The sequence below is a fragment of the Pseudoalteromonas sp. PA2MD11 genome (genome assembly GCF_017808125.1).
GTDB classification, from domain to species: Bacteria; Pseudomonadota; Gammaproteobacteria; order Enterobacterales; family Alteromonadaceae; genus Pseudoalteromonas; species Pseudoalteromonas simplex.
Map to the genome: position 1 here is coordinate 207,267 of NZ_JADKNF010000003.1, position 18,292 is coordinate 225,558.

12 protein-coding genes are annotated in these 18,292 nt (G+C 41.5%); 7 read left to right on the forward strand and 5 right to left on the reverse strand.

The window, feature by feature from the left end; translation table 11 throughout:
• Positions 1 to 7 precede the first annotated feature (7 nt).
• The 5 genes from ISP07_RS05715 (at position 8) to ISP07_RS05735 (ending at position 7,009) form a co-directional block, all read left to right on the forward strand.
• The gene (locus ISP07_RS05715) at positions 8 to 352 is read left to right on the forward strand and encodes a 4a-hydroxytetrahydrobiopterin dehydratase (RefSeq protein WP_036969771.1); all 345 of its coding nucleotides are present in this window, start codon (positions 8 to 10) and stop codon (positions 350 to 352) included.
• A gap of 120 nt (positions 353 to 472) precedes the next feature.
• Positions 473 to 1,042 carry a hypothetical protein gene (locus tag ISP07_RS05720; RefSeq protein ID WP_209327067.1) on the forward strand — a complete coding sequence of 190 codons (570 nt, stop codon included), beginning with the start codon at positions 473 to 475 and terminating at the stop codon, positions 1,040 to 1,042.
• 372 nt (positions 1,043 to 1,414) lie between these two features.
• Complete coding sequence (locus tag ISP07_RS05725; RefSeq protein ID WP_209327068.1) at positions 1,415 to 1,909, forward strand: RHS repeat domain-containing protein; 495 nt, start codon at positions 1,415 to 1,417, stop codon at positions 1,907 to 1,909.
• 16 nt (positions 1,910 to 1,925) lie between these two features.
• Complete coding sequence (locus ISP07_RS05730) at positions 1,926 to 6,389, forward strand: polymorphic toxin-type HINT domain-containing protein (protein WP_209327069.1); 4,464 nt, start codon at positions 1,926 to 1,928, stop codon at positions 6,387 to 6,389.
• 11 nt (positions 6,390 to 6,400) lie between these two features.
• On the forward strand, positions 6,401 to 7,009 hold the full coding sequence (locus ISP07_RS05735; RefSeq protein WP_063706835.1) for a hypothetical protein: 609 nt from the start codon (positions 6,401 to 6,403) through the stop codon (positions 7,007 to 7,009).
• A 543-nt stretch (positions 7,010 to 7,552) separates the two neighbouring features.
• On the opposite strand, the gene ISP07_RS05740 is transcribed toward ISP07_RS05735, so the two are convergent.
• The 5 genes from ISP07_RS05740 to map all read right to left on the reverse strand — a co-directional run bounded on the left by ISP07_RS05740 (position 7,553) and on the right by map (position 16,327).
• Entirely contained in the window at positions 7,553 to 8,644 is a 1,092-nt protein-coding gene (locus ISP07_RS05740) for an efflux RND transporter periplasmic adaptor subunit (RefSeq protein WP_420706826.1), read from the reverse strand.
• Positions 8,641 to 11,751: an efflux RND transporter permease subunit gene (locus ISP07_RS05745; protein ID WP_209327070.1), complete on the reverse strand. Its 3,111-nt coding sequence runs from the start codon at positions 11,749 to 11,751 to the stop codon at positions 8,641 to 8,643. The genes ISP07_RS05740 and ISP07_RS05745 overlap by 4 nt, the downstream gene beginning before the upstream one ends.
• Before the next feature lie 298 nt (positions 11,752 to 12,049).
• The gene (gene dapD / locus ISP07_RS05750; protein ID WP_054553126.1) at positions 12,050 to 12,877 is read right to left on the reverse strand and encodes a 2,3,4,5-tetrahydropyridine-2,6-dicarboxylate N-succinyltransferase; all 828 of its coding nucleotides are present in this window, start codon (positions 12,875 to 12,877) and stop codon (positions 12,050 to 12,052) included.
• A gap of 9 nt (positions 12,878 to 12,886) precedes the next feature.
• Complete coding sequence (gene glnD, locus ISP07_RS05755; protein WP_054553125.1) at positions 12,887 to 15,505, reverse strand: [protein-PII] uridylyltransferase; 2,619 nt, start codon at positions 15,503 to 15,505, stop codon at positions 12,887 to 12,889.
• 12 nt (positions 15,506 to 15,517) lie between these two features.
• Positions 15,518 to 16,327, reverse strand: a complete 810-nt coding sequence (gene map / locus ISP07_RS05760; RefSeq protein ID WP_228290538.1) for a type I methionyl aminopeptidase — start codon at positions 16,325 to 16,327, stop codon at positions 15,518 to 15,520.
• A 245-nt stretch (positions 16,328 to 16,572) separates the two neighbouring features.
• Between map and rpsB the strand changes: the two genes are divergently transcribed.
• Both rpsB and tsf read left to right on the forward strand, forming a co-directional pair.
• Positions 16,573 to 17,301, forward strand: a complete 729-nt coding sequence (gene rpsB, locus ISP07_RS05765) for a 30S ribosomal protein S2 (protein ID WP_054553123.1) — start codon at positions 16,573 to 16,575, stop codon at positions 17,299 to 17,301.
• 103 nt (positions 17,302 to 17,404) lie between these two features.
• Positions 17,405 to 18,256 carry a translation elongation factor Ts gene (tsf, locus tag ISP07_RS05770; RefSeq protein WP_138599316.1) on the forward strand — a complete coding sequence of 284 codons (852 nt, stop codon included), beginning with the start codon at positions 17,405 to 17,407 and terminating at the stop codon, positions 18,254 to 18,256.
• The last annotated feature ends 36 nt before the right edge of the window (positions 18,257 to 18,292 follow it).

Below are 18,292 nucleotides of genomic sequence, written 5' to 3' on the forward strand. Positions count from 1 at the left end.
ATTTATAATGTCTTCATTAAGCACACAAAAGTGTGAAGCGTGTCGTGCGGATGCGCCTAAAGTATCTGATGCTGAATTAGCAGAATTGATCAAAATGATCCCAGACTGGGTTCCTGAAGTGCGCGACGGCATTATGCAATTAGAGCGTGTTTACAAGTTTAAAAACTTCAAGCAAGCACTTGAGTTCACTAATAAAGTGGGCGATATGGCTGAAGAAGAAGGTCACCACCCAGGTCTGTTAACTGAGTGGGGCAAAGTAACCGTTACTTGGTGGAGCCACTCAATCAAAGGGTTACACAAAAATGATTTTATCTGTGCTGCTAAAACAGACGATGTATTCGCTGCACTGTAAATTTTAAGTTCTGCCCAGAACGATAAAAGGCGTAACCTCAGGTTGCGCCTTTTTGCTTTTTTAGAGCCCAAGAATTAACATTAGGCTCTTATCTTTGCGAGAACACTAGAAAAGTAAATAATGAAAAACAAAGCGCTTATTCTGCCATTCCTACTCATTTTACTGCCCTTAATTGATAGTTTGTTTATCCCGCAAACATTTGGCATTCAATGGCACAGCCCTAAGCTGATGTATCAAATAGGCGTAGCACTGATGATTGTAAAGCTCACTATGGTTGCCATTGGGCTTTGGTTATTACTCAAAGCAAAGCGCCTTTATATGGAAGCCAGTAAATCGACCCGTATTCTTAAATTTTCAGTCTTTTTACTTGGCGGCTTACAAGTGGTGATAATGACAGCAATATGCTTTTGGTATTTAGTAGCGGGCACGCAAGCGAAACACTTTATGTTGCAAGACAACATTGCTGTATTTACCGCTGATTATGGCGTATTTGCCCCGGTACATCATGAGTTCTCATTTATATGCTTTGATGCCAATGGTTTTTATAACATGCAACCAATTGCTCAGCTTCCTTGGCTTGGAACCTTTACCTTTACTAGCCAAGATTCGCGTTTGATCATTCAACATAAAAACCAAAGCGGCGCGAATACTCAAGAAATTTCATTAAAAGGGTATGGCTGTTTGCAATAAAGTGAAGAAGTGTCTGGTTTGCCTGTTACTTTGGCTTTGAGTTTTTCATCTTCTTCTAAATCACTTTTTGATCAGTTGGGAATTTTTTATTTTAAGGGTTACTTATCTTTACTTTTCAGTTTTGCTTATAGAATCAGCATTAGGTTTTGCTATACATATCAAGTTATTACTCGATACTTTTAATTTGAGTATTCACAACAGTAATTATATTTTGGTTAATTTGTTGATTCTTTATGTGTCTCACTTGTGAGCAATTAATTGCTTTTTCGTATTTTAAAATTTTCTTTATCCGGTACAATAATTCAGTTAATTTAAATAAAAGTAGATGGAGTTACTTTTTATTTCACTACTTTCAAATGATTAGGTGAATATATGCCAAAAATACAAGGATGTTCAGCGGCGCTGCTATTTGTTGCGCTCGGAACAATTACAATAAATGATGCACTAGCTTCAACAGTTAGTTTTGAATACGATGCGAGGGGGCGTTTAAAAGTTGTAAAAGAAAGCGATACCAAACTCGTTACCTACAGTTATGACGATGCGGGCAACAGAACGTCTTCCGCAAATGCAAATACGCCTCCACCGCCTCCTCCAGAGCCAGTGATTACTTCAAAGATAATCCCTAATAGCGTGCGTATCGGGGTAACATTTAGTGTTTCTTGGACTTCTAGAAATACTTCATATTGTAAAGTTAAAGTGTCTGGCGACGCAAATTACTTTCCAACTCAACCAAGTTCAGGTTCAGTAAGTTTAAGAATATATGAAAATACACCAATTAACATAACTTGTTTTAGCCCAGCAAGCTCTACTAGTTTTACTAAGATTGTCAGAGTTACGTCATCTGGTGGACCAGGTGGCTTAAATTAGATCAAGGATGAGAAAAATGAATAAGTATTATATTAAGCTATTTGCTTTGTCTTCGTGTCTTCTATCTTGCTCTGTTGTGGCAGAAGATGACTTTACACCAATCAAACCACTCGATGTTGAAAAAGATATAAATTCGGTAAATTTATTGGATGGTAAATATTACCCTACATTACCTACATTGAGTATTCCTGCTGCTCCTAGGTTAACTTTCGAAACATTACAAAAGTATAACTCTAAAATTACTGGAACGTTATATAAAAGCTCAACTTGGAATAATATTGGTAGTTCCGAACGTATAGAAGTTTTTTCATTAACATATGGAGGTATCACTTCTGAACAATTCAAATGTGCATCCTTTGACTGTGAATCAACAGATAATTATGGTTCTTCACTTTTTGGTCATGTTGGGTCAAAAGACTCTCGTTTGGAGTATCGGCAAGGAGGGACAGGGATCAGAGTTGAATACGATTCTAACTCATCTTTTTTCACATGGAATGACCCGTACAACAATAAAGCCAAAGAAGGTACATGGTATGTAACAAATATTTTTTATCCTGATGGAGAAAAAATTACTTTTGAGTATGACAAGGTTTTTGATCCCGATATCAGTCCATTTATTACATTCCATAGACCGGTAAGTATTCAGAGTAACTTAGGGTACGAGTTAAAGTTGACGTATAGCTCTAGTGATTTAACTACAGGTACGTCTGGATGGAGCCAAGTTGCTACAGCAACAATAGTTAAAACTTCGGCACCATCGATTGCATTAGCTAAGTTTACTTATAATAATAATTCAATCACAGATCTATTAGGCCGCACTTGGAGCTATTCAGGTTTCAATAATGCATTAGGTTCAAGTGATACAAGCCGTAACTTTACATTTAGACTACCCTCTAATAGTTCAAACTCTGTTTCAGTTTCATCATTAAATAAAAGCCATGGAGGAGTTACTCATGATAGGTTCGTTACTAATGTAACAAATGAAGGTAAGGCTTTTAATTATACGTATGTTGCAGCATCTGGTTCAGGGAAAGATCCCCAAAAACAATTCTCAAGAGTTACAATAACAGGTCCTGAAAGTTATCAAAGAATCGTAGATCTAAAAGTAATAGGCGGGCCAAATAAACGATCGTTTATTACCAAAGATACAGATGCTTACGGTAGAAGTACAAGTTATGATTATTTAGCGGGTAGATTAAATAAGATAACTTTTCCAGAAGGCAATAAAGAAATTTATGAACGTGATGCATTTGGTAATGTGATTGAAAAAAGACTCATAGCCAAGCCATCTTCAGGCCTTGCAGATATTGTTACTACAGCTGAGTATAATATTAATAGCTGTACACAAGTGGCTTGTTTCAGGCCAACCTCTATTACAGATCCGAATGGCAATACCACTAATTATACATTCGCAAACCATGGTGGAATGCTCACTAAACTTGAGCCAGCAGATAAAAACAATAACCGCCGTTTGACTACTAATACATGGCAAGAGATTAACGGTTTTACACGATTAAAGAGTACCAGCGTTTGTACTCAAAGTAATTGTTCTTCAGCAGATAAACAAGTTACAAGCTACACATACTGGGCGAATACAAACCTACCTAAAACAGTGACTAAAACCAATGGTGTAGGAGTACTAAAACAAGTAACAACCTATACCTATGACAATGCTGGTAGAGTAACGGTTGAAGATGGACCACTGGCAGGTACTGATGATGCAATTTATTACCGTTATGACAATGCAGGTAGAAAAACATGGGAAATTGGTGCAAAAAATCAGCGAGGGTATCGTGTCGCGCAGCGTTTCACGTATCGTAACCAAGATGACCAAGTTCGCATTGTTGAAACAGGTACACTGACATCACCTACAAGCACTTCGTTGAGTGTTTATAATACAGAAACAACTGCTTATAACACGAGAAATTTAGCGACTAAAAAAGAAATTAGCTCGCCATCAAAAAAAGAAGCTGTTACACAGTTTACTTACGACACTCGAAATAGATTAATGTGTACTGCTATTCGCATGAACGCCTCTACATTCAATAGCCTACCGAGCTCTGCTTGTTCACTTGCATCAGAAGGTGTCGATGGTCCAGACCGTATTACACGTAACTATTACGACAGACTCTCTCGTTCAACAAAAGTCATCTCAGGGTATAACACACCAGATGCGGGTATCGATATTGAGATTGCGTATACAGCAAATGGTGAAATCTACACACGTAAAGATGGTGAAGGAAATGTTACTTATTATACGTATGATGGTTTTGACCGGTTAGAGCGTACGACATTTGAAGATAATACTTATGAGCAAAATAGCTATGATGCAAATAGTAATTTAAAAACATGGCGCAAACGGGACGGTAAAATACTTACACATTATTACGATGCGATAAATAAGAAAACGAAAACAACCGTGCCAGGTGAATCTACATTGGAATTTAATCATGATGGCATAGGGCGTGATAAAAGCGTAACTCGAGGTTCTAGTGTTGTCAGTTATGCCTATGATGAATTAAGTCGCCTGAAAAGTACAACCACGGATAATCGTACTTTAAGTTACCTTTATGACTTAGGAGATAGACGAACTCGGTTAACTCACCCCGGTGGTTTTTATGTCACTTATGCATTTGATGCTACAGGTGCCCTGACTTCAATAAAAGAAAATGGTAGTAACCTGCTTGCAAATTACACTTATAACTCAAAAGGGCAGTTGACGAGTATTTCTAGAGGAAATGGCAAATCTAGCTCTGTAGTTTACGACACAAAAGGACGCGTAAGCCAATTTAATCATACAGGTATCAATAACGCTAATTTCGCTTATAACTACGCAAATCAACTGAAATCGAAAACCGTTAGTAATAATAATTACCAGATTCAAATTCCAACTATTGGTGAGCAAAATTACGCCACGAATGATTTAAACCAATACACGAGTGTTGGTGGTAAAAGTTTAATCTATGATAATAACGGCAACTTAAAAAGTTATGATGGTTGGAGCTATAACTATAATGCGCATAACCGATTAACGTCTGCGTCTAAATCAGGTACCAGCTTAGCACTTGGCTATGATGCAACGGGGCGATTAAATTACTCAACACTCAATGGCACTAAAACTACCTTCTTATATGATGCAAATGAACTGGTTGCGGAATACAACAGCAGCGGTAGTCTATTACGCCGTTATGTTCATGGTATAGGCGAAGATGACCCGCTGGTGTGGTATGAAGGCAGTGGCACAGGCAACAAGCGCTATTTACACGCAGATGAGCGCGGCTCAATTATTAGTGAAACGAATGGCTCAGGTTCAATTGTCGCTACGCATAAGTATGGCCCATTTGGAGAGCCGATTAATACCAGCTCATCACGTTTCCGTTACACTGGGCAAATCTTAATCCCAGGTACTAAGCTTTATCACTACAAAGCACGGGTTTACCACCCTGAGTTAGGGCGTTTTATGCAGACTGATCCCATTGGATATAAAGATGGGATGAATATGTATGCGTATGTAGGTAATGATCCATTAAATAAAAATGACCCGACGGGTAAATTTGCTAACTTTGCTATTAAGTTTATAGCAGATGTCGCACTTGGAGCCGCATTAAACTATGCAGAAACAGGGGAGTTGAATTTAGGAAGCGCAGTTACTGATGCAGCTGTAGGGATTGTAAACCCGGCTAAAACATTACAAAAAGCAAAGCGTTTAGCTAAAGTTATTAAGGCAAACTCAAAAGGTGATTCGAAAGCTGATATTAAACCTGAAGGTTGTAGCTTCACGCCTGATACTTTGATTTCAACTATTGATGGTTTCAAGGCAATTATTGAAGTCAAAAAAGGTGATATTGTCCTGTCCAAAAATGATGAAACTGGTGAAATTTCATGGAGAGAAGTCACTGATACTTTTAAGGACTGGCATGAAGAAACTATTACATTTACAGTTTTAGATGAGAATGGCGTAGAAGAGTCTATTACTACAACAGAAGAACACCCATTTTATGTAGATAACCTAGGTTGGTTAGCGGCTGGTAATATTGAACTTGGCACTATTGTTTCTGGACCAAAGCTTGAAAACGATATTACTATTGCGGCTATACAAGTTAATAAAGAACCACAATATGCTTATAATTTTACTGTAGACATTGATCACACATATTTTGTTGGTAAGACAAAGATGTGGGTTCATAATGCATGCACTTATCGTGTACCCGGAAGTAGAACTTCATCTGGAAAAGATTATATTGGGCAAACTAAAGCCGATTCCCCAGATTTACGCTCGGGTAATGGAAAAGACGGACGAATGAGAGAAGCGGGTGACACCACCACTGATATGGGTGGGGCTTCATCAAAAGAACTTAGAATCCAAGAACAGAAAGAAATTAATGCTGCTGGCGGAGTTGATAATCTCGACAATAAGATAAACTCTGTAAAAGAAGCAGATTGGGAAAAATATGGTATCCCACCGCTGAAGAAAAAATGAGGATTTAAAGTTTGAAAAACGTAGATGAGTTAGTAGTCAATCTGACTCACTTGATGAACCATAAAGACAAAGTTCCCGAGGAAGGTTTCATCGAGTTAATGGGCAAGATACTTGGAAACAACCCATCATTGGGGTGGGAACTTGGTCCTTCCCCGGAGAAAGGTGAGATCGATGTACTGTCGATATCGACTGGTGATGATGATGAATTTTATGAAATTCGTGATATGGACATTTTTCCAATAGATGGCAGCGGGTGGCAGATCGTTTTAGGGGTGCCTCCTCGGAACTGGGAAATGTTTTTCTTTATTTCATCTGAATCTAATGAAGAGATTGAAGTTGATGCAAATAATTGGTTGTATTCTGCGACATGGACAGATAATTGTGTCGATATTGAAATGTCAGGCCCAAGACAAGATTTAATCGACAAAGGCATTATAGATGACGCTTTGAGGGTCGTGCTGGTCGGTGAGATTGGCGAATTGAACTTGCGATCATTTGTTCGAAGTTTTAAATTTTTTGACGGTCACATAGATGAAAGATTTAAATCGATAAAGAGCTTGCGAAAAGACTTTTCCAGTCATTTTGATAGTTGTTTTTACAGAACTTTTTTGGTTTCGTAAATTGAGATTACGTTCCATATTAATTGATTCAACTTTCTTGAATCCAAAGCCTCGCTAGTCGGGGCTAGGATTCAACAATCGAGATCAAATAAACTTTGCTCTCAACCCAAAGCCAGCGTAAGCTGGTTTTGTTTTTTTGGGTCAATAAAAATAGTCGTTTGGTGCCAAATTCAATTGGGTGATCTGCTCAGGCGAAAATCCGTGCCGAAGGAATAGTGAAGAAAACCACCTGTTAGTTTTATTAAAAAACAAATACAGCTCCCCCAAAGTCCTGCAGGAGTGCGGGGCTTTGTTTAGCTGCCTATTTCCCTACACCAATCCGCAATAATACTTAAGCTTTTGAAGGATTAACCTTATCGGTATCTTCGTTAAAAATTACTGATATAGAATAACGAAATTTTTGCTTTGTTAGCAATGAAGTCTTGCTTTTTGCTTCCTAGAAAGTCAAAAACAAGCGCAACTTTTAATAATCGTTACTACTTTTTATCAGAACTGCCAGCTCTTAAAATATTTAATAGCTGGCAGTCATCTCAAGCCTTGCAGTTATTGCTTTACCTGAACTTCGACTTCTTGCCCGGTTTGTAGTTGCTCGGCGCCGCGTACTGCCACTTTATCGCCCGCATTTAAAGTGATGTTAGAAGTCGGGGTTACTTCAACAAGTTTATCTTTACCATTACCGACTTTTACGGGAATTTGCAGGGCTTTGTTGTCGTTGTCGATTTTGACGATATGGGTGCCTTTTTTGCGTAAGATCAGCGCATCGCGATTCACCAGTAGTACATCACCTTTACTTTTTAGTGGCACGGCTACATCTACCAGTTGGCCAATTGCCCATGTTTGCTCGGCATCATTTGGTAGTAGGGCACGTACTTCTACGGTTTGTGAACGCGGATCGGTTGATGGGATCACCGCTGTTACGGTGGCTGTTGTCATATCAGGGGCTGATAAGTCGCCGGCTTTAATCGGTAACTCTATGCCTTTGTGTAAAAACTTTAAGTATTTAACAGGTACATACAAACGCACTTCTAGGTTATTAATATCGAGCAGGGTGACCAGTTCATCAGCACGATTTATTTCGCGACCAGCGCGTTTAAAACGCTCGCTGATCACGCCGTCAAATGGGGCGCGAACCGTTGCACGCGAAAGCTGATCGTCTATTACTTTTAATTCAACCTTAGCCAGTGCGATATCAGATAACGCAAGCTCATGCTTATTTTGCATATCATCGACTTGGCTTGCTGCAGCACTACTGGCTTTGGCGAGTTTTTGTAAACGAGCGAGTTCTTGTTGATATAAACGTAAGTTTATTTTGGCGCGATTGAGCATTTCTTGCTGGCGTGCTTTTTCAAGTTCAAGCGGCAAAGTATCCATACGTACTAAGGTATCTCCACTTTTAACCAGAGTACCTGGCTCAACAACATATAATAAACGCCCGCTAACGCCTGCTGTTAAGGTTACATCATCTTTGCCATACAAAGTGCCACTAACTTCAATTTCGCTTGTCAGCGGAGCTTGTGTGACGGTTTCTACAGTAACCGGCACGACTGCAAAGGCGTTAAATGCGATAAGACTGAATAGCGCACAAAAGCGAGCGGTTAATTTACGAAAAGGTGTGTTCATTGTTTTAATACTCATTGATTCGATACCAAGCTTAAAGGCGTTTTTTCTGGTTGCTGTTTGTTATTAACGGGCGGCAGTTGTCTGCCAAGTTGCAATAAACTTGGCATTAATATCAGGGTGAATAGGGCGCTAATAGCCATGCCGCCGACAATCACAGTGGCAAGACCACGGTAAATTTCTGATCCTACCCCCGGCATTAGCATCAGTGGCAGCATGCCAAATAAGCTGGTTAAAGTACTTAAGTAAACGGGTCTTGCGCGCAGTAGTACAGCTTGACGAACTGCGTCTTCTCGACTGAGTCCTGCGGCCATCGCAACGCGGGTTTGGTCAACCAATAAAATGGCATTATTTACCACCAGACCCAGCAAGATAATAAAGCCAATCATGGTCAGTAAGTCGAGCGATTGAAAGGTAAATAAGTTAAGTACGAATAGGGCCAGTACACCGCCTGCAATTGCCAGTGGCATGACCAGTAAAACTAACGCGCTGTCTTTGGCTGACTTAAACAATGCGGTCATTAGCAAGAATAAAATAAACAGAGCCAAGATAAAGTTGATTGTCATTTCTTGCATGGCCGAATTCATCTTTTGTGCGTTCCCTGCCAAAATCGCACCAGAGCTGTCAGGCAAGCTTGCACGAACTTTTGGCATAACTTGCTCAGAGAGAATAGTTTGCGCTTGTTGCAAGCTCATGTCTGCTGGTGGCGTGACAACAATACTCACGGTACGGCGGCCATTAACACGTCTAAGCTGTGTTGGCCCCACGGTGCGCTCAATATTGGCAAGTTCGCCTAAGGTTTGAATACCTGATTGCGGGGTTACAATAGGCAGTGCTTTAAGCTCCTCTGGAGTTTGCCACGGTATGCCGCGCAAAATCACGTTCATGCGTTCGTTGCCATCAAAGTATTCATTAACAAATAACCCACCTGTATAGGCTTGCACTGCTTGAGATACATCACGACGAGTTAGCCCTGCTTGGGTTATACGACGGTCATTGGGTGTGAGCCTAAGCTCTGGCTCTGCCATATCGAGTCGTGGTTGTGGCCTTGCAGTGGCATTCGGCATTGCGTCGGTGACAGCTTGCAGCGCCACATTAGCACCGGCTATTAGCTCGTCCATATTCGGGCCAGTTAAATCGATATTAATATTGCGACCATCACCGCCATTAGCAACTTGGATCATCGACCCTCGAAAGAAGAATACTTGGGTGTCGGGTAAATCAATGAAGATTTCTTCTCGGGCAACCTTCATTAGTTCTTCAACACGTTGCGGATCGGCAGAATAAATAAAACCGCCAGCATTCGAACCAAAAGCATAAAAGTTAAAATCTTTTATCCCTGGCTCTTTTTCACCTGTGTAATAAGGCATTAAGCGCTTTTTGATGCGCATCAGCAGCTCTTCTTCCATAAACTGCACATTGCCGCCAGGCGGGGTGTTCAAGTTAAAGAAAAAGCCATCGGTTGGTGCGCGCGGCATAAAATCAGTTTTCGGGAGCATGGTCATGGTCGCGACGAGTGAGCCACCCAATAACGACACTATCCACACTATTTGTTTAACGCGGGTATTGGTAAGCGCCATGATGAAGTTAGTTAGCTTATGCCAATATTTACTATAAGGATCCGCTTTGAGTTCTTTGTCTGGCCAAAAATGGTTAGCCAACGGAATAAGTGTAATTGCGCAAATCATAGAGGCAATCACTGCAATGGATAATGTAAGCGCCAAGTCAGAGAATAACTGCCCCTCAATACCTGCCATAAATAAAATTGGCAAGAAGATAGCAACGCTGGTGGTGGTTGAGGCAAATAAGGCACCCGTTACTTGAGCAGCGCCTTTTAGCGCGGCTTTTTTAGTATCAAAGCCTTCGCTTCTGAGCCTTGCGATGTTTTCTTGCACTATGATGGCGGCATCAAGTACTAAGCCAACAGCAAAGGCAAGGCCCGCCAATGAAATAACATTTAAGCTACGGTCAAAAATATTCAATGTTAAAAACGCGACTAACAAAGAGACAGGAATTGTCGCTGCAATGACAAACGTGGCCTTTAAGCCCCTAAAGAACAGCCACAAGATTAAACACGACAGCAAAACACCTAGGCCTAAGTTACTTTTAACTAACGACAAGGCATTACGAATATGCACTGAGGCATCAAAACTTAATTCAATCGATAAGCCATTCTCAGCCAGCGGCCCTTCGTTTAGCTCTTTAATAGCAAGATTAATGTCGTCGAGTAGGGCAACGGTGTTGGCTTCGTTAGCGCGCGAAATACGAATGTAATACGCGGGTTTACCATTTCGACCACTCATCCCTAAACGGTCAGAAAAAGTGCGCTCTACACTTGCAATATCGCCAAGGTAAATGGGTCTATCGCCAGAATAACCAACGCGCATTTGTGCCATGCTCGATAAATCATATTGCCCAGTAAAACGTACGGTATATTGACGACGGCCAACATTGGCAAGGCCACCAGAGGTATCGCGTGAGCTGGCTAATACGTTACTGATTTGGTCAAGGCTGACGCCAAGTGCGGCGGCTTTGTGAGGGTCAAAGGTGATACGTAACTCTTTTGGTCGCTCACTGGCTAAATCAACGCGGGCAACACCAGGAATACGTGCCAAACGGGGCTCAACAAATTCATCAATTTGTTTTTGGAACTGCGCCATGTCTAAATCAAGGCTGTCGCTATTAAAATCTTTCGGGGTGACCAGTAACGTTGCTGCGGCTTCACCATTATTGCCGCCAGCAAAAACCACAGGATCAAATGCATCTAACGGCAGAGGTGGCGCTTGGTTAAGGCTAGTTAACACATCAAGCATGGCCTGTTGCATGTTTTGCCCAACAGCAAAGGTCAACGTGATAGAGCCATTGCCACGGTTAATGTAAGTATTAACCTCTAGCGCACCCGGGGTGTTTTTTACTGCGTTCTCAAGCGGCTCAATGATCACCGATTCAATCTCTTCAGGTGCAGCTTGGCGCCAGCCAGAAAAAATAGTGATCTGCGGTTGCTCAATATCTGGTGTGAGCTGAATTGGCAGCTTAAAAATACTCAACATGCCAAACAACATAATCAACACCAAGATGACAATAACACTCGCAGGGTTTTTCAGCGAACTACGTGTCAGATTCATTGTGTGTGTTCCAAAATCAGTTTGTGTGCATTGTAGTGCGATGTAAAAAAAGTGCCAGTGAGGTAAATGAAATGTATGTCAGAAGTAACGCTGAATAGCCGTAATTAAGCGATAAAGTGTGTATTTGAAATAAGATGTAACAATTTAGCTGAGGCGCTTTAAGTTAAAAGCCTTGAGTCCTAAGTTTTAAGCTCTAAGTACAAAAAAGCGCGAAACTAGTTAGCATCGCGCTTCTTATATCTAAAATTTAAAGCTGACAGCTGACAGCTGACAGCTGACGGCTTACAGCTCAGTGTTATTACTCATCAATCGAGCGAAGTAGGGCGTTAATACCTACTTTTTCGCGAGTTTGCTGATCAACTTTTTTCACGATGATGGCAGCGTATAGGCTGTGCGAACCATCTTTTGACGGAAGTGAACCTGGAACAACAACTGCACCGGCTGGTACTCGGCCGTAATGGATTTCGCCAGTTTCACGGTCATAGATACGTGTGCTTTGGCTGATATAAACGCCCATTGAGATAACGGCGCCTTCTTCAACTACAACACCTTCAACAATTTCAGAACGTGCGCCAATGAAGCAGTTGTCTTCAATAATAGTTGGGTTAGCTTGTAGTGGCTCAAGCACACCACCAATGCCTACACCGCCAGATAAGTGAACGTTTTTACCAATTTGTGCACATGAGCCAACCGTTGCCCATGTATCAACCATGGTACCTTCATCAACGTAGGCGCCAATGTTGACATAAGATGGCATAAGCACCACGTTTTTACCTACGAAGCTGCCTTTACGTGCCACAGCATTAGGCACAACACGCATGCCGCCTTGTTGGAATTGCTCTGGTGTATAGTCGCTAAATTTAAGTGGTACTTTGTCGTAAAACTGATTAACACCATCGCTCATTGGTTGGTTATCACGAATACGGAAAGACAGTAGCACCGCTTTTTTTAACCATTGATGTACAACCCACTCACCACTGATTTTTTCAGCAACACGTGCAGCGCCGCTATCAAGTAATTCAAGCGCGTCGATAATAGCTTGTTTTACTTCACTTGATACCGTGCTTGGGCTGATGCTATCGCGGTTGTCCCAGGCGTTTTCGATCATGGTTTTTAAATCTGACATAAGATCCTCTTATTCGGTTTCTGCGTTGAGTTTTTTACGCAATGCTTGATGAATTTTAGCCTGTTCTTCGTCTGTTAATGCTTGGTATTCGTTATTTGATACCACGAAGAAATCTTCTGCACGCTCACCAACTGTGGTGATCCGTGCGGCATGAATATGTAATAAGTGCGCTTGAAATACTTCCGCTATTTTTGTTAATAGACCCGGAATATCCACCGCTTGAATTTCAATTAAGCTGCGGTCTTTACGGGCATGCGGTCTAAGCACAATTTTTGGTTTGATATTAAAGTCTTTGAAGCGCTGAGAGCGATTCTTTTTAAGGCGAATTTTCTTTTTCGGGTCGCTAATTGCAAGATCTAAAGCACGTTTAATGCCTTGCGAACGGTTACTCGCAATCGGGTCACCATTGACCTCTAAAATAACAAAGCTAAATAGCACGTAGCCATCTTTTGTGGTCAGTACTTGCGCATGTTGAATTTGCGCTTTTTTCGAACCAATCACACTAACTAAACGTGAGAATAAACTGCCCGAGTAAGGGCTATAAGCAAATACTTGTGTACCACCATGCATTGCGGTGTTAGACACGGCAACGCTAGGCTGGCTTAAATCGTCACAGCTTAGTAGGTGCTCTGTGTGCCACGAAATCTGTTGCTCACTAAAAGCGGTAAAGTAATTGGCTTTAAAGCGACTCCAAATTAAGTCGATTTGATCTTCGTTACAACCGTGGTTCAGTAAGCGCTGTTTGGCTTGCTGTTTTTTATCACGTATTTGGTCACGTTGGTCCATTGGGTTTTCAAGCCCTAAACGAAGCGCTCGCTGGGTGTGTAAATACAGCTCACGTAGTAGGGTATTTTTCCAATCGTTCCATAGGTTATCGTTAGTTGCGCGAATATCGGCTAACGTTAAGCAGTACAAGTAATCAAGCTGACGCTCATTTTTCACTTTACTTGCAAAGTCTTTAATCACATCTGGGTCATTAATATCTTTGCGCTGCGCTGTAACCGACATAAGTAAGTGATTAGCCACTAACCACGAAATAAGCTTGCCATCAGAGGCTGGGAAGCGGTGTAGCTTAGCAAACGCGATTGCATCAACTGAGCCAAGCTCAGAGTGATCGCCACCACGACCTTTAGCAATATCATGGAAAATACCGGCTAAATAAAGTAACTCAGGCTTGTCCATGCGAGTGACAATTTCACTACATAACGGAAATTCGCTGACTTTTGATTTATCAAAGTACTTATAAATATTGTTGATGAGTTTATGGGTATGTTCATCCACGGTGTAGGCATGGAATAAATCGAACTGCATTTGCCCAAAGATATTACGCCACTGTGGTAAGTAGGCAGCGATAATACCGTGCTTGTGCATCAGCGTAAATGCGCGCCCCATACCGTTAGGGTGTTTGATTAAACGCAAAAATGCTTCGCGACAGGCGGCGTAATCTTGTAAATCACCCAATAAACGACGGCGAACTTGGCGCATTGTACGTATGGTACTTGGGTAAATATGGGTGATTTCTGGGTTATCAGCAATATGCTCGAACAATACAAATAGCTGATCACGGCGGAAGAACACCGATGGATTCTTAACACGAATTTGATGACCAATACGCTCAAAGTTACGGTCAAGCTCAATCACAGGTAACTCACCAGCACCCGGTAAAATGCTTTGTTCAAAGTATGAAAGCAGCATTTGGTTAAGCTCACGTACGCGGCTCATAATCCTAAATAAGCGTTTCATCATGCGCTCGACCGAGGCTTTACCATCACTACCAAAGCCAAGAATTTCAGCGGCGTTAGGCTGATGATCGAACAATAAGCGGTTTTCAGAGCGACCCGCAGCGATGTGTAGCGCAAAACGAATGTTCCATAGGTTTTCTAAACACTCAGACAGCTCTTGATATTCTTCGTGAGTAAGATAGCCGTGATTTATAAGTTCTTGTAATGTTTCGGCTCTAAAGTGCTTTTTAGCAACCCAAATAATGGTCTGTAAGTCGCGCAGGCCACCTGGGTTTTCTTTGATGTTAGGCTCAAGGTTATAAGCTGTACCATGGCATTTTTTATGGCGTAAACTTTGTTCTTGTACTTTTGCCAAAAAGAATTCGTCTGAGCGCCAAATCGGCGTATCAATTAAATGATTTTTTAATTTTTCGAATTCGATATGGTTACCGAAAATTAATCGGCTTTCGAGTAAGCTGGTGGCAAATGTCACATCTTCACGTTTTTGTTCTAATGCTTGTTCTATAGTGCGAACGCTGTGACCAATTTCTAAATTTAGATCCCAAAGCATGGTAACGAACTGGCCAATTTTCTCGCACACGGCTTCACTTGGCTGCTCGCTTACCAGCAACATAAAGTCGATATCGGAATAGGGGTGCAGTTCGCCACGACCATAACCACCCACAGCAATCAGGGCTAAGTCACTTTCATGAGCAAGGTCGTAATCGTGAAACAGTTTAATTAATAAGCGGTCGATAAACTCAGCGCGGGCATTAATTAAGTTGCTAACGGGTTGTTTTGAGAATTCGTTCTGTAGCCATTTATAAAAATAACTAGAACAGTCGCGATAATCGCTAAGTTGCTCAGCTTGGCTGAGCAACTTTTTTACTTTATTGGGTAATGCCACTGGGGCTGGCTCCTAGTGTTCGATGATCCTGTCAATAGTATCATCTGATCGGAGCGTTAAAATTTCAACACCATTTTCAGTCACTAACAGTGTATGTTCCCACTGTGCAGACAATGAACGGTCTTTTGTTACAACTGTCCAGTTGTCTTTAAGTAGCTTACATTGGCGTTTACCAGCATTAACCATAGGTTCGATTGTTAAGCACATACCTGCTTTTAATACTTCACCAGTACCTGGTTTACCGTAGTGCATTACTTGAGGTTCTTCGTGGAACTCAGCACCAATGCCGTGACCACAATATTCACGAACGATAGAATAGCTAAAGCTTTCTGCGTATTTTTGAATTGCAGCACCAATATCACCTAAGCGTACGCCTGGTTTAACCATTTTAATTGCAAGGTATAGGCTTTCTTGAGTGATATCTGCAAGGCGCTTGCCTTGAATGTTAGGTGTACCAACGTGGAACATCTTCGATGTATCACCGTGATAGCCATCTTTGATCACAGTCACGTCGATATTTACGCTATCGCCTTCTTTAAGTGGTTTGTCATTTGGAATACCGTGACAAATTACATGGTTCACTGAGGTGCAAATTGATTTTGGGAAACCGTGATAATTAAGCGGTGCTGGAATAGCATCTTGAACATTAACAATATAATCATGACAAATTGTATTTAGTTCATCTGTGGTTACACCTGGCACCACATGCGGTTCTATCATTTCTAGTACCTCGGCGGCTAAGCGCCCGGCAACACGCATTTTTTCGATTTCTTCAGGGGTCTTGATCACAGCACTCATTGAGGCTCCAAAGTTGTTTTTCAGGTCAGTTTTTAGTGCACAAATTTTGCACTAGACGTTGAGTTTTCAATTTTAATATGGTATAAAGCGCGCCGTCTTTTTACAAATAAATTCTTAACTGATTTTTTGTATTTAAGGCAAACACAATTTTATTTTAACACACACGTATCGTCACATACACTTGGGTGCACTTAAGTTACAGATTAACTACGGTGTTGGTGCTATGGGATATGTGGAGGCCTAACCCTAAATTATAGAGGATTATACAAATGGCAAACGTTTCAATGCGCGATATGCTTCAAGCTGGTGTTCACTTTGGTCACCAAGCACGTTACTGGAACCCTAAGATGAAGCCTTTCATCTTCGGCGCTCGTAACCGTGTTCATATCATCAACCTAGAGCAAACTGTACCAATGTTCAACGAAGCACTTAAGTTCTTATCGAACGCAGCTTCTAACAAAGGTAAAGTACTTTTCGTTGGTACTAAGCGCGCAGCAAGCGAAGCAGTTAAAGAAGCCGCTCTTCAAAGCGAGCAGTTCTACGTAAACCACCGTTGGTTAGGTGGTATGTTGACTAACTGGAAAACAGTTCGTCAATCAATCAAGCGTCTTAAAGACCTTGAAGCGCAAAGCCAAGACGGTACTTTCGAGAAATTAACTAAGAAAGAAGCGTTAATGCTTACTCGTGAAATGGAAAAGCTTGAAAAGAGCCTTGGTGGTATCAAAGACATGGGCGGTCTTCCAGACGCGCTTTTCGTTATCGATGCAGACCACGAGCACATCGCTATCCGTGAAGCTAACAACCTAGGTATCCCAGTTGTTGCTATCGTTGATACTAACTCTAACCCAGACGGTGTTGATTACATCGTACCTGGTAACGACGATGCGATCCGTGCTATCCAACTTTACACTGGCGCTGTATCAGCTGCGATCACTGAAGGTCGTGAGAACAACATCGTTGCTCAAGCTGAGAAAGACGACTTCGTAGAAGCTGAGTAATTAGCTGTCATCAAGTCTTCATCTAATTAAGATGAAGACTTGTTATTCTTGTTAAGCGGCCTATACCGCTTCCCTATAACAGAATTCAATTGAGGATATTCTAATGGCTGTAACTGCTGCCCTAGTTAAAGAATTACGCGAGCGTACTGGCGCTGGCATGATGGATTGTAAAAAAGCGTTAACTGAAACTAATGGTGACATCGAGTTAGCGATCGAAAACATGCGTAAGAGCGGTGCTGCAAAGGCTGCTAAAAAAGCAGGTAACATCGCTGCTGAAGGTACAATCTTAATCAAAGAAGGTAACGGTTTCGCTGCACTTCTTGAAGTTAACTGTCAAACTGACTTCGTTGCTAAAGACGCTAACTTCCTTGGTTTCGCTAACCAAGTTCTTGACGCTGCTGCAGAATCTAAAGCAGACATCGAAGCACTTAAAGCACAATTCGAAGAAACTCGTGTTGCGCTAGTTGCTAAAATCGGTGAAAACATCAATGTTCGTCGCGTTGAGTACATCGACGGTGACAAGCTTTCTTCTTACCGCCACGGCGACCGTATCGGTGTTGTTGTAGTTGGTGAAGCTGACGAAGAAACACTTAAGCAAGTTGCTATGCACGTAGCTGCGTCTAAGCCTGAGTTCGTAAACCCAGAAGACGTACCAGCTGACGTTGTTGAAAAAGAAAAAGCAGTTCAAATCGATATCGCGATGAACGAAGGCAAGCCTGCTGAAATCGCTGAGAAAATGGTTATCGGTCGTATGAAGAAATTCACTGGTGAGATCTCTCTTACTGGTCAAGCTTTCATCATGGAACCTAAAAAATCAGTTGGCGAAATTCTTAAAGAGAAAGGCGCAACTGTTACTAACTTCATCCGTTTAGAAGTTGGTGAAGGTATCGAGCGTAAAGAAGAAGACTTCGCTGCTGAAGTAGCTGCTCAAATCGCTGCTGCAAAAGGCGAGTAATTTTCTAACTTAGTGACGTAGGGCAATAAGATGAAA

Coding starts and splice junctions, on each gene's coding strand:
- ISP07_RS05715 (WP_036969771.1), top strand. CDS start 8: ATGTCTTCATTAAGCACACAAAAGTGTGAAGCGTGTCGTGCGGATGCG.
- ISP07_RS05720 (WP_209327067.1), top strand. CDS start 473: ATGAAAAACAAAGCGCTTATTCTGCCATTCCTACTCATTTTACTGCCC.
- ISP07_RS05725 (WP_209327068.1), top strand. CDS start 1,415: ATGCCAAAAATACAAGGATGTTCAGCGGCGCTGCTATTTGTTGCGCTC.
- ISP07_RS05730 (WP_209327069.1), top strand. CDS start 1,926: ATGAATAAGTATTATATTAAGCTATTTGCTTTGTCTTCGTGTCTTCTA.
- ISP07_RS05740 (WP_420706826.1), bottom strand. CDS start 8,644: ATGAGTATTAAAACAATGAACACACCTTTTCGTAAATTAACCGCTCGC.
- ISP07_RS05745 (WP_209327070.1), bottom strand. CDS start 11,751: ATGAATCTGACACGTAGTTCGCTGAAAAACCCTGCGAGTGTTATTGTC.
- dapD (WP_054553126.1), bottom strand. CDS start 12,877: ATGTCAGATTTAAAAACCATGATCGAAAACGCCTGGGACAACCGCGAT.
- rpsB (WP_054553123.1), top strand. CDS start 16,573: ATGGCAAACGTTTCAATGCGCGATATGCTTCAAGCTGGTGTTCACTTT.
- tsf (WP_138599316.1), top strand. CDS start 17,405: ATGGCTGTAACTGCTGCCCTAGTTAAAGAATTACGCGAGCGTACTGGC.